This is a genomic window from Glaciimonas sp. PCH181, assembly GCF_003056055.1.
Lineage (GTDB): Bacteria > Pseudomonadota > Gammaproteobacteria > Burkholderiales > Burkholderiaceae_D > Glaciimonas.
In genome coordinates this window covers 103,499-115,936 of the sequence record NZ_PYFP01000003.1, presented here as the reverse complement: position 1 = coordinate 115,936, position 12,438 = coordinate 103,499, and the positions used below count along the sequence as shown (strand labels likewise).

Annotated in this window: 15 protein-coding genes; 14 read left to right on the top strand and 1 reads right to left on the bottom strand. The window is 50.5% G+C overall.

All coding sequences use genetic code 11. The annotated features are described in order from the left end of the window. Positions 1-111: 111 nt before the first annotated feature. The 12 genes from C7W93_RS21225 to C7W93_RS21170 all read left to right on the top strand — a co-directional run bounded on the left by C7W93_RS21225 (position 112) and on the right by C7W93_RS21170 (position 9,982). Positions 112-528: a diacylglycerol kinase gene (locus C7W93_RS21225; RefSeq protein WP_225870010.1), complete on the top strand. Its 417-nt coding sequence runs from the start codon at positions 112-114 to the stop codon at positions 526-528. A 230-nt stretch (positions 529-758) separates the two neighbouring features. Further along, positions 759-1,781: a sulfate ABC transporter substrate-binding protein gene (locus C7W93_RS21220; protein WP_108442338.1), complete on the top strand. Its 1,023-nt coding sequence runs from the start codon at positions 759-761 to the stop codon at positions 1,779-1,781. An 89-nt stretch (positions 1,782-1,870) separates the two neighbouring features. Next, entirely contained in the window at positions 1,871-2,461 is a 591-nt protein-coding gene (gene ssuE / locus C7W93_RS21215) for an NADPH-dependent FMN reductase (RefSeq protein WP_108442337.1), read from the top strand. 159 nt (positions 2,462-2,620) lie between these two features. Continuing rightward, positions 2,621-3,616, top strand: coding sequence for a sulfonate ABC transporter substrate-binding protein (locus tag C7W93_RS21210; RefSeq protein ID WP_108442336.1), 996 nt, complete (start codon positions 2,621-2,623; stop codon positions 3,614-3,616). Between the two features lie 12 nt (positions 3,617-3,628). Continuing rightward, positions 3,629-4,660: an aliphatic sulfonate ABC transporter substrate-binding protein gene (locus C7W93_RS21205; RefSeq protein WP_108442335.1), complete on the top strand. Its 1,032-nt coding sequence runs from the start codon at positions 3,629-3,631 to the stop codon at positions 4,658-4,660. Positions 4,661-4,739: 79 nt separating this feature from the next. After that, positions 4,740-5,891, top strand: a complete 1,152-nt coding sequence (gene ssuD / locus C7W93_RS21200) for an FMNH2-dependent alkanesulfonate monooxygenase (RefSeq protein ID WP_108442334.1) — start codon at positions 4,740-4,742, stop codon at positions 5,889-5,891. 61 nt (positions 5,892-5,952) lie between these two features. Next, positions 5,953-6,804 carry an aliphatic sulfonate ABC transporter permease SsuC gene (gene ssuC / locus C7W93_RS21195; protein WP_108442333.1) on the top strand — a complete coding sequence of 284 codons (852 nt, stop codon included), beginning with the start codon at positions 5,953-5,955 and terminating at the stop codon, positions 6,802-6,804. A gap of 54 nt (positions 6,805-6,858) precedes the next feature. Next, the gene (locus C7W93_RS21190) at positions 6,859-7,716 is read left to right on the top strand and encodes an ATP-binding cassette domain-containing protein (RefSeq protein ID WP_108442332.1); all 858 of its coding nucleotides are present in this window, start codon (positions 6,859-6,861) and stop codon (positions 7,714-7,716) included. A gap of 63 nt (positions 7,717-7,779) precedes the next feature. After that, positions 7,780-7,998, top strand: a complete 219-nt coding sequence (locus C7W93_RS21185) for a molybdopterin-binding protein (RefSeq protein WP_108442331.1) — start codon at positions 7,780-7,782, stop codon at positions 7,996-7,998. A 92-nt stretch (positions 7,999-8,090) separates the two neighbouring features. Beyond that, a complete protein-coding gene (locus C7W93_RS21180) occupies positions 8,091-8,306 on the top strand; it encodes a molybdopterin-binding protein (RefSeq protein WP_108442330.1) in 216 nt (71 codons plus the stop codon). Positions 8,307-8,358: 52 nt separating this feature from the next. Continuing rightward, entirely contained in the window at positions 8,359-9,417 is a 1,059-nt protein-coding gene (locus tag C7W93_RS21175; protein ID WP_108442329.1) for an EAL domain-containing protein, read from the top strand. Position 9,418: 1 nt separating this feature from the next. After that, positions 9,419-9,982: an alpha/beta hydrolase gene (locus C7W93_RS21170; RefSeq protein WP_108442328.1), complete on the top strand. Its 564-nt coding sequence runs from the start codon at positions 9,419-9,421 to the stop codon at positions 9,980-9,982. Between the two features lie 106 nt (positions 9,983-10,088). Here the strand turns inward: C7W93_RS21170 and C7W93_RS24690 are convergent, their stop codons facing one another. Further along, complete coding sequence (locus tag C7W93_RS24690; protein ID WP_161539969.1) at positions 10,089-10,247, bottom strand: hypothetical protein; 159 nt, start codon at positions 10,245-10,247, stop codon at positions 10,089-10,091. 319 nt (positions 10,248-10,566) lie between these two features. Here C7W93_RS24690 and cysT point away from each other — a divergent pair, with 319 nt between their 5' ends. Then, complete coding sequence (cysT, locus tag C7W93_RS21165; RefSeq protein ID WP_108442327.1) at positions 10,567-11,451, top strand: sulfate ABC transporter permease subunit CysT; 885 nt, start codon at positions 10,567-10,569, stop codon at positions 11,449-11,451. Positions 11,452-11,469: 18 nt separating this feature from the next. Then, a complete protein-coding gene (cysW, locus tag C7W93_RS21160; protein ID WP_108442326.1) occupies positions 11,470-12,393 on the top strand; it encodes a sulfate ABC transporter permease subunit CysW in 924 nt (307 codons plus the stop codon). The last annotated feature ends 45 nt before the right edge of the window (positions 12,394-12,438 follow it).

The window sequence follows — 12,438 nt, the reverse complement described above, 5'->3', positions numbered from 1 at the left end:
AAGTTCAGCATGAGCCAAAAACCGCAAACGCCAACATCACCGCCATCATCATCCTCAGAGACGGCAAAGCCAGAACAGTCGCCGCAAATACCACCAACATCAGAATCGCCGATTCAGCCTCAAACTCAGCCCGAGCCTCAGCCTCAGCCCATCAGTCAATTCAAAAGTACCAGCGGTTTCAAGCGCCTTTTTTCGGCGCTATTTTATTCAATGGATGGTCTGCAATCGGCGTGGAAGAACGAGCACGCGTTTCGGCAAGAATTAATGGTCGTCATTCCCGGCATCATCATTGCGTTTTTCTTACCGGTCTCGCCGCTACAAAAATTGCTGCTCATCGCGGTTCTGGTCTGGATCATTATTATCGAGCTTATTAACTCGGCTATCGAGGCCGTAGTAGACCGGGTGTCGCTGGAGCGCAATCCCTTATCAAAAAATGCCAAGGACTTTGGCAGCGCGGCGGTATTGTTGACCAGCATTCTGGCCGTAGCGACCTGGGGTGTGATTTTGTATCCCTTATTCCACTTTTGATGAGAAACAGCGGTCCCTTATTCATCGCGCTTGTCCATGCTTATCTGTTTTCCGCATAACGAGAGAAGAAAGAATTCGTTCTTTTTTTTTCTCCGTCTGATTATTCTGTCTTCTCCAAAACATAAAACAGAACTTCCGCAAAATCGCCTCAGCCGCGTGATGCATGGTCCAGCGCGCTGCTGAGGCGATTTTGAGGAAGCTCTGATAACGCTCTTAAGGGAAAGCAGATCATGTTGAAACAAGTCGTCCGTTCCGTCCTCACCATTGCACTAGTTGCACAGATTGGCATCGCGCCGATTGCGCGTGCAGCAGATTTTTCGATATTGAATGTATCGTACGATCCGACGCGCGAGCTATATCAGGAATATAACAAGGCCTTTGCCAAATACTGGAAAGATAAGACCGGCGATAACGTTACCATCAAAGCTTCCCACGGTGGTTCAGGCAAACAAGGTCGTTCGGTGATTGATGGTCTGGATGCGGATGTTGTGACACTGGCACTGGCTTACGATATTGATGAAATTGCCGCCAAAGGAAAACTCCTTCCAGCGGATTGGCAAAAGCGTCTGGCGCATAACAGCACGCCTTATACCTCCACAATTGTGCTGCTGGTGCGCAAGGGTAATCCTAAAGGGATTAAAGATTGGGATGACATCGCCAAGCCTGGCGTATCGGTCATCGTTGCCAATCCAAAAACTTCTGGCGGTGCACGTTGGGCTTACTTAGCCGCTTATGGCTATGCTCTCAAAAAGAACAACAACGACGATGCCAAAGCCCGTGACTTTATCAGCCGTGTGTATAAAAACGTTCCTGTGCTGGATTCCGGCGCACGCGGATCAACAGTTACTTTTGCTGAGCGCGGCGTAGGCGACGTATTGCTGTCATGGGAAAACGAAGCCTATCTGGTACAGGCAGAATTTGGTAAAGATAAATTCGATGTTGTATTCCCATCGAGCAGCATTCTGGCAGAACCGCCGGTTGCCGTCGTCGATAAAGTAGTCGACAAACGTGGCACCCGCAAGATCGCTGAAGCTTATCTGCAATATTTATATTCGCCAGAAGGTCAGGAAATCGCTGCCCATAACTTCTATCGCCCGACTGATCCTAAGGTCGCTGCCAAATATGCATCGCGGTTTCCGAAGCTGAATTTATTCAATATCGATACGGTATTCGGCGGCTGGCAAAAGGCGCAAAAAACCCACTTTAGCGACGGCGGTGTTTTTGATCAGATTTACCAACCCGGCGCTAAATAAGCATCAGCATTTTATTGACCTGAATACGGACGCATGCCAATGACGGCGTGCGTCTGAGGTTACAGAACATCATCTAAAAAGAACGATTAATGACTATCCTGTTATTGGCCGGCAGCCCTTCGGCACCGTCCCGCTCTACGCGTGTATTGCATCATATCGGCGAAAGACTGGCCTTATTAGGTCATCGTTATACCAAGCTGGATGTACGTGATTTGCCTGGCGATGCAGTCTTACGGGCCGATTTCGGGAACGCACAGATTCAAACGGCGCTGGCACAAGTCGCTGCCGCAAGCGCAGTTGTTATATCCACGCCGGTATATAAGGCGGCTTATAGCGGTGCATTGAAGGCGTTTTTGGATTTGCTGCCGCAGTTTGGCTTGCAGGATAAATTGGTGTTGCCATTGGCCACCGGCGGCGGTCAGTCACACATGCTGGCGCTGGATTATGCGTTGCGCCCGGTATTGTCATCGCTGGGACCAAAGCATGTATTGCAAAGTATTTATGCCACTGAAGCACAAGTTGTATGGACGGAAGAGGGCGGTCTGGTGCTGGCACCGGAAATTGTCACCCGCATCAATGAAGGCGTTGATCAGTTATCCGCCGGACTAATAGCGTTACAGCAGTTGAATCAAAAGAGTTTTACGGAGATTCCGTTTTCCCAAATTCGATGTAGCGTCTAACGACGTAGCGCCGGGATGCCGGAGTTATATCAGCATTGCCACAGTGTGCTTTACCCCTATTAAAAGTCTTCCCCGACGCATCGAATAGCGATGCAAAAAAAACTGCGAATGATCGTGGCGGGGGAGTGTTTTTCCAAAATGTAGAAACAGGACGATGTCATGACCAAAATCAATCACAAAATCCATACACGTCGCCATGCGCTGGCGATGTTATCTGCCGCCGCTGCCGTCGGCGTGCTGACACCTTTGATTTCGCCGTTGGCGCTGGCGCAAGGCAAGCAGGAATTACGTATCGGTTATCAGAAAGCTGCTAGCACCTTAGTTCTGTTGAAAGCACATGGCACTTTGGAAAAACGTCTGGCCCCACAAGGTATTGAAGTCAAATGGGCTGAGTTTTCCGCTGGTCCGCAATTGCTCGAAGCGTTGAATGTCGGCTCAGTTGATTTTGGCTATGTCGGCGAAGCGCCACCGATTGTTGCACAAGCTGCGGGTGCTGATTTTGTCTATAGCGGCTATGAAATTCCGACACCGTTAGCGGAAAGTTTGCTGGTTCAACATAATTCGCCGATAAAAACCATCGCGGAATTGAAGGGCAAAAAGATCGCCTTTAATAAGGGATCAGATGTCCATTGGCTGGTGATCAGCATATTGAAAAAAGCAGGCATCGCTTACACAGATTTCCAGCCGATATACCTTGCTCCTGTCGATGCGCGTGCAGCATTTGAACGTGGCGCGGTCGATGCGTGGGCTATTTGGGATCCGTTCCAAACCGCCGCCATCAAGCAGCTTAACGCCCGTGTTTTGGCCAGTGGTGTTGGGGTTGTCAATCATCATCAATTCTTTTTAAGCGCACGCAAATACGCAGAAAAAAATCCTGCCATCATTGCCGCGATCCTGGACGAAGTCAGTAAAGAAGGCCAATGGATCCGCGCCAATTTGAAAGAAGCCGCAGCCCAGTTGGCACCGATACAGGGCTTGGATAAAGACATTATTGAAATTGGTTTGAAGAATTACGCGCACATCTATAAGCCTGTCGACAGCAAGGTTTTGGATGAGCAACAAAAAATTGCCGATACCTTTTTCGAACTCAAATTGATTCCGAAAAAAATCTCCACGCGTGATGCGGTGTTGGCTGTGCCAACGCCTAAAGTTTAAGGCGACGCCGCGATGTTTATTTCGTCAGTCCTCAATCCCCTTCGCCGCCGACATTTTCTACGTTCTGCGGCGCTAGGCTTTTTTGGCTTGCTGGCCATTGCAGCGGTACTTCCTTCCGCTGTCGGGCAAGCGCAGGCCGCCGATGATAAAAAAGAGCCGGAGCAAATCCGTATCGGCTTTCAGAAAAGCGCTGTCAATCTCGTCATTTTGAAACAACGCAATACGCTGGAGCAACGTTTTAAGAATAGCAAAATCGTCTGGCTGGAATTTCCTGCCGGTCCGCAATTGCTGGAAGCGTTATCGGTCGGAAGTCTAGATTTTGGATTGACCGGCGATAGCCCGCCAGTGTTTGCACAGGCCGCGAATAAAGACTTGCTGTATGTCGGCGCAGAGCCACCAAAACCGGAGAGCTCGGCGATCCTTGTGCAGGCCGATTCTACGATCAAAACACTTGCCGATTTAAAAGGTAAAAAGGTCGCATTGCAGAAAGGCTCAAGCGCCCATTTTCTTTTGGTGCAGGCAGTCAAGAAAGCCGGTTTGGCATGGACCGATATTCAACCGATTTATCTGGCCCCAGCAGATGCGCGGGCAGCGTTTGAGCGCGGAAGTGTGGATGCTTGGGCGATTTGGGACCCGTATTACGGCGCTGCCGAACTAGCGCTGAAGCCGCGGGTACTGACGACTGGAAAAACGCTGACCAACAATAATTCTTTCTATCTGGCATCACGCAGTTTTACGCAGACTTATCCCAACACAGTGCTGACGCTGTTGGATGAGTTGACCAAAGCCGATCTATACGTCCAGCAAAATCGGAAAGAAGTTGCGCAGTTAATTTCTGATCTTAGCGGTTTGAATCTGGCGACGGTGCATCTGTTTTTAGCGCGGCGTCCCAGTCCTTCGCCGACCACGGTATTGAACGCCACGATGACCACGGATCAACAGCGGGTTGCTGATAGTTTTAAAGAAATCGGTTTGATTCCGAAAGCGGTCAAGGTCGCTGACATCGTCTGGCAGCCAGCAAGAACGGTGCAGGCAAGAAAATAGGTCGCAAATAAGTCGCAACTAAAGCGCAATAAGTCATTTTTTTAATCGCATAGTGCACATAGTGAATACGGACTCTGTAATGAACGTTTTTTGGTTTATCCCCACACATGGCGACAGCCGTTATCTTGGTACCTCGCAAGGCGCACGTCCGGTAAATTACGACTACATGAAACAGGTCGCCGTGGCCGCCGATACACTGGGTTATGACGGTGTGTTGTTACCAACAGGACGCTCTTGCGAAGACGCCTGGGTAGTCGCATCAAGCCTGATCGGCGCAACGCAAAAGCTTAAGTTTCTGGTAGCAATTCGTCCCGGTCTCAGCACACCAGGTTTGGCGGTGCGGATGGCATCGACCTTTGACCGCCTATCGAACGGCCGTCTTTTAATCAACGTCGTAACTGGCGGCGATCAGGGCGAATTACAGGCTGATGGCCTGTTTGCCGAGCATAGCGAACGCTACGAAATTTCGGATGAATTTCTGCGTGTCTGGCGTGCGGAAATGGCCGGTGAGGGCGGCGATGCTGGCTTTGATTTCGAAGGCAAACATATCACCGTAAAAGGCGCAAAAACGTTATATCCGCCGGTCCAAAAACCCTATCCGCCGCTCTATTTCGGCGGTTCGTCGGAGCCTGCGCATGAACTGGCTGCCGAGCAGGTCGATGTCTATCTGACCTGGGGTGAACCACCGGCAGCCGTAGCGGCAAAAATTGCCGATATCCGCGCCCGTGCCGCTAAATTTGGTCGCACCGTGCGTTTTGGCATTCGTCTGCATGTCATCGTGCGCGAGACCAATGAAGCAGCCTGGAAAGCGGCGGAAGAATTGATCAGTTATGTCGACGACGATGTAATTGCCCGCGCGCAAAAAGCATTCTCAAAAATGGATTCCGAAGGTCAGCGGCGGATGGCGGCATTGCACGGCGGCAGTCGCGACAATCTGGAAGTCTCGCCAAACTTATGGGCCGGTGTGGGATTAGTACGCGGCGGTGCCGGTACGGCATTGGTCGGCGATGCGGCTACTGTGGTGGAGCGCATGCGAGAGTACGAAGCGCTTGGCATCGATACTTTTATCCTGTCCGGTTATCCGCATCTGGAAGAATCGTATCGCTTCGCAGAGTTGGTATTTCCGTTACTAGGAAAAGGCCACGCGGCAGATGGTGCACATTCATTGAGCGGTCCATTTGGCGAAATCATGGCAAATAACATTCTGCCTACCGCATCGGTGAACCGATAAAAATAGTTTACGCACCACGGAATAAGCATTACCCAACATTTGTTGGATTGAAGGAATAAATATGACGACTATTGTGAGTCAATCAAGCACGCCAAAGTTAGCCAATGCAGCCGCAGCATCAAAGCTGCGCGGGGTTAGCGTCAGCGCAAATATCACAGCCTGGCGTCAAGGCTTGTTGCCTTGGCTGGTGCCGGTATTGTTAATCGTAGTGTGGGAATTGGCGGCGCGCATAGGTTGGCTTTCCAGCCGCATTTTGCCAGAGCCGTTTGCCGTCGCCCGGGCAGCGTGGACGTTGCTGCTATCGGGTGAGTTGTGGAAGCACGTATCGGTCAGTGCATGGCGTGCCATTTCAGGCTTTGTGGTCGGCGGTGGCTTCGGCTTGTTGCTGGGTTTGTTGACCGGAACGTTCAAGACAGCTGAAACGTTGTTGGATACCACTATTCAGATGGTCCGCAATATTCCTGCGCTGGCCTTGATTCCGTTGGTCATTTTGTGGTTTGGGATTGATGAATCGTCGAAATTATTTCTGGTCTCCATCGGCGTGTTTTTTCCGATTTATCTGAATACTTTTCATGGTATCCGGTCGGTCGATAAAGGCCTGATTGAGATGGCTAAGAGTTATGGTTTGTCGGGATGGCCGTTATATCGCGATGTCATTCTGCCCGGCGCATTGCCATCGATTTTGGTCGGCGTACGGTTTTCTCTGGGCTTGGTGTGGGTGTTGCTGATTGTTGCAGAGACCATTTCTGCGCAGGCTGGGATTGGTTACATGACGATGAATGCGCGTGAATTCTTGCAGACCGATGTCGTGCTGGTGGGAATTCTTTTATACGCATTGTTGGGAAAACTGGCAGACATATTAGCGCGTGGTTTAGAGCGGTATTGGTTGCGCTGGCATCCCGGCTATCAATGATGCACTCAGCAATGTACTCAGTAAAAATGTTAAGCAAGAATAATGGAGTTGAATATGCAAATTGCATCGGTTGAAAATGCGCAAGTTGAAGCTGTCGCGCAACGATCTGTACATGCAGGGCGCGGTATTAGCATCACGATTCAATCCGTGTCCAAATCATATGCTGGACGTGAGGTTTTGAAGTCGTTGGATGTTGACATCGGCGCAGGTGAATTTGTGGCGATTGTCGGACGCAGCGGTTGCGGAAAAAGTACCTTATTGCGATTGATTGCCGGACTAGAAACCGAAACCACTGGCGCGATTCAGTTCGGGCCAGGACATCAACCTGAGCAAGCGCCAGAAATTCGCATCATGTTTCAGGACTCGCGTTTGCTGCCTTGGAAAAAAGTTTTGAATAATGTTGCGTTAGGTTTGCCATCGAAATCTTCGGCGGCTACGGCGGGCAATGCGCTTCGTCAGGTCGGTCTGGAAGATCGGGCCAATGAATGGCCTGCGGTATTGTCTGGCGGTCAGCGTCAGCGGGTGGCCTTGGCGCGTGCGCTAGTGCATGACCCGGAGTTATTGCTGCTGGATGAGCCGCTCGGCGCGCTGGACGCATTGACCCGGATTGAAATGCAGCAATTGATCGAATCGTTATGGCAAGCCAGTGGTTTCACCGCGGTATTGGTCACCCATGACGTGCAGGAAGCGATTGCATTGGCCGACCGCGTGCTGCTGATAGAAGAGGGCGAAATCACACTGGATGAACGCATCGATCTGCCACGCCCACGTGCACGCGGCAATCTCGTCTTCGCGCAATTGGAAGAGAAAATTCTGGCCCGCGTACTGAAACATCCTGCGCCGGAACGGACTGAAGCCATGGGCGATGTCTCGCTGCTGCGCACGGTAAGTCAGGTTAGCTGGGCCATTTAAACCCTAAATTTAGACCACACACACGTAACATTTCACCCGCGCTGTAACCGTCAAGGAGACGAAATGAGTATTCAGGCAATCAATGTTCGCAATCAATTCAGAGGAAAAATCATCAGTATCGTTGAGGATGAAGTCTTATCCGGTCTCGATATCGAAACGCCGATAGGAATTGTGTCATCCGTCATTACTACCCGTTCAGTCCGGGATTTAGGTCTGGTCATCGGTTCTGAAGTCGTGGCGCTGATCAAGGCAACAGAAGTATCGATCGGCAAACTGGCCTAATTAAACACGCTACGCAGCGGGCGCGTTTCGCATCATTTTTAACCATTTTTACTTCTTATTTATTTTCATCCATTCTTACTTTAGGAAACACCATGTCGATTCAAGCCATCAATGTACGTAATCAATTCAAAGGCCGTATCAAAGCCATCATCGAAGGCACAGTCGTGTCCGAAATCGATGTCGAAACGCCTGCCGGTATCGTCACTTCTGTCATTACGACACGTTCGGTCAAGGATTTGGGCCTGGTGATCGGTACTGAAGTCGTCGCGCTGGTAAAAGCGACCGAAGTATCGATCGCCAAGATTTAATTATTAAATAGTTCAGCTTAACTACCTTAGTTATTTTAGATACAGGCAACTCATGTCATTTCCCGCACTGGAGCAATATCTGGCGCGCTTACAACATGCCGCACCGACGTCACTCAAGACGCGTGCGGCAGGTTCATCAAGTTTGTCAGGTTCGCAAAATGAAAGCAGCACTGATGCCGTCAACACAGCACACGATGAAAGTCGGGTCTGGCTGGATGCTGATGGGCGGGCGCAGGGGCGTTATTTCAACACGACACTGACCAGTGTTTTTCAGCCTATCCGTCAAATTGCGGTAGCGGAGGATGTTGGGTTTGTTGCGGTCGAGACGATTGATGCCGTCGATACCGTGACCGCCAAACGCGGTAATCAAATTGTCGGTTACGAAGGTTTTGCGCATAGTTATTCGGCGAACGACAATGGCTTATATTTATGGAAATTGCTCGATCACGCGGCCAGCGATGACGAGTCAATCGAACTAGACCGTTTGTGCCGGATGTTGCATTCGATCAATTTCTATCGTCAGCTGGCAGCGCCTTCAATTGAAGGTAATGCTGACCTCTACCTGAGTGTGCACGCGCGCTTGTTAGCTGCGGTGGATAGCAATCACGGGATGGCGTTCCGTCGAATTTTGAAGTTATTGGAACTGCCGCACGAGCACATTGTGTTGCAGTTGCCGTCCATCACAGCGACCCAAAGCTGGTTGCTGAATTATGTGCTGGATAATTATCGCCGCAATCATTTTCGTCTTGCCATCAATGCAAATTCGGTGGCCGAGGCGCATAGCTTGCTAGAACGCGTGCGGCCGGAGGTGCTGAAGATTGATAGCCGCGGCTTAACCGATGATGCGGAAACCCGGCGTTTGCTAGACATTGCCCATCAGCGCGATATCCGCGTGATTTTTAAACGTCTGGAAAAGTCACGCGACTGTGAGAATGTGCAGAAACTGGCGCAACAGATTTTTGCCGAGAATGGCACCAGAATTTTTGCGCAAGGTTTCTTTTGGGATTTGCCGCAAGCATCGTTAGATACGTTTTCGTCCTCATCCTTGCCCTTTATTCCAGCATGGGATGCGGTTCCATCGGTCGCGGCCACTGACGGCGGAGATCGTTGACATGCGCAAACGCTCTCTATCCGATTTTCGGGTGCTGGTTGTTCCCGGATTAAATAATAGTGGGCCGCAGCATTGGCAATCGCGCTGGCAGCGTCTTTATCCTGGATTTGAAAGGGTGGAGCAAGAGCGGTGGGATGTGCCCGCGCTGGCAGTCTGGTCGCAACGTTTGCGTGAGGTGCTGGAGGTGCCGGTTCCATTGCGCAAGCCGATCTTATTAGTCGCGCACAGTTTTGGCTGTCTTACTAGTGTGCATAGCGCGTTGATAAAGGACGCGCTGCCGGAAGATTTGGTCGCCGGGGCTTTGCTGGTCGCGCCCGCTGATCCGGAAAAATTCGGCGTCAGTACCGAAGTACGGGCTTGTTTGCCATTTCCGTCGATTTTGGTGGGCAGTCTTAACGATCCGTGGATGGCAGTGCATCAGGCCTTGAAGTGGGCTGATGTGTGGGGCGCAGAATTTGTCGATGCCGGAGCGCTGGGACATATTAATGCCGAGTCGCGTCTTGGCGATTGGCTGTACGGACAGTCTTTATTAAAGCGGCTGGTGCAAAAGGTTGATGTCACTTAACCTAAAGTCACTAGACCTGTTTTTTCTTAAAGTTTTTCGTCGATAAGACGGCCTGTTTGCTAACCGTCAATATCAGAATCGCGCGTACTTTTGATGCGACTCCTTTTTAATCCGCATATCCCTTGCCGGAAAATCCAACCATCACGAGCGGCCATTTATCTTTGACGATGACATCAATGCTGTGGGCAGTAATATTCGTCGTTTCCGGCGATGAAAGCTGCGTGATAAACACGGGCGGTGCATTACTTGTCGGCGCTACATTCATTTGAATTTCCTGTGACTGATGGATGAGTTGGTGATTTAACCAAACGTGGGTTAATTCTTCTTGTAGATTTTGCTCATCTCAAAATCACTTGTTTCACGCTATTTTTGACGCTTATAGGAATCAGCTCGCCGGAAATAACAACGCAGACGATGGCATTTAATTAATCAAACTGTGTGCCTATGGCCTTTTCTGTGCAAGAAACTAAGATTTCTCTTATGCAAAAAAAGTCTATCAACATGCAAAAAAGTTCGTTCTCTTTATAACAATCCAGTGCGAATATCGCTGTTCGTTAGGTGTATTTGTAATAAGGGGATGTTTTATGGCTAGTACAGCCGCTTCAGTCGTTGCGCATTCTGTGAAGTCCGCCAACCCATTTCGCGTCAATGGGGTGATGCCCGGTTTCCGTCTGTCGCTGGGCTTCACACTGTTTTATTTAGCGTTAATCGTATTAATCCCGCTGTCGGCGGTATTTTTGAAGACCTTTACGATGACGTGGGCGGATTTTGTGATCGCCGTGACCTCACCTCGTGTAATGGCTTCCTATCGGTTGACGTTCGGGGTATCGCTGCTGGCCGCATTATTAAACGTAGTATTTGGCGGCATTGTCGCCTGGGTGCTGGTGCGCTATAAGTTTCCTGGCAAAAAATTGATCGATGCGCTGGTGGATTTGCCGTTTGCATTGCCCACTGCGGTGGCCGGTATCGCACTCACCGCGTTGTATTCGGCGAATGGCTGGTTTGGCCGCTATCTGGAGCCGCTAGGGATTAAAGTCGCTTTCACGCCGTTGGGGATATTGGTGGCGTTGACGTTTATCGGCTTGCCGTTTGTCGTGCGTACCGTGCAGCCAGTGCTGGAAGATTCTGAACGTGAATTGGAAGAAGCTGCCGCCAGTCTTGGTGCCGGTAATTGGCAAACGTTTACCAAGGTCATTTTTCCGACTGTTTTACCCGCGCTGATGACCGGTTTCGCCTTGGCCTTTGCACGTGCTACTGGTGAGTATGGATCGGTTATTTTCATTGCCGGGAATATGCCGATGGTCTCAGAGATCACGCCTTTATTCATCATCACCAAACTTGAACAGTATGACTATGCAGGCGCGACCGCCATCGCGGTGGTGATGTTGACGGCATCGTTTCTCTTATTGTTGACGATCAATATTCTGCAAGCCTGGACCCGCAAGCGCGGACAGTCGGAAAGAGTTTAAAAGAAGGTTTTATCCGCCATGAGCGCCATTGCACCAAATGTGAGTCCTACTGTGAGTACATCTCCATCCACTACTACAACCCTGCATGCACGCGGGGAGCCGATTCACGTACCGCACGCCACGCTAGAGCCATTTTGGGTGCGGGCATTGCTGATTAGCGTTGCCTTATTATTTTTGACATTCTTTTTAGTTGTGCCGCTGGTGTCGGTTTTTGTCGAGGCCTTCAAGAAGGGATGGGAAGCCTACATCGCCGCGATCATTGAGCCGGATGCGGTCAGCGCCATCAAGCTGACATTGCTGACGGCGGTGATTGCCGTGCCGTTAAATCTGGTGTTTGGCGTGGCAGCGTCATGGGTGATTGCCAAATTTGATTTTCGTGGCAAAAACGTCTTGCTGACATTGATTGATTTACCGTTTTCAGTTTCGCCAGTGATATCGGGTTTGATCTATGTGCTGTTGTTTGGCGCGCAAGGCTGGTTTGGGCCGTGGCTGCGCGAGCATGACATCAAAATTTTGTTCGCGGTGCCTGGCATCGTATTAGCAACGGTGTTCGTTACTTTCCCGTTTGTGGCGCGTGAGTTGATCCCATTGATGCAGGCGCAAGGCAGTGAAGAGGAAGAAGCGGCATTAGTGTTGGGCGCGTCCGGTTGGAAGACGTTCTGGCATGTGACGCTGCCGAATATTAAATGGGGTTTGTTGTACGGCGTGATCTTGTGTAACGCCCGGGCAATGGGCGAGTTTGGCGCAGTCTCCGTGGTATCCGGCCATATCCGTGGCGAGACCAACACGATTCCTCTGCAAGTCGAAATTTTATACAACGAATATAACTTTCAGGCCGCTTTTGCCGTTGCTTCCTTGCTGGCATTTCTGGCATTGGTGACGCTAGCCCTTAAGTCGTTTATTGAATGGCGTTTGCGGGATGAGACCGCAGAGCCGACGTGATCAGAGATCGTTGCAAACAGAACACTGCAATAGCGCATACCAAGC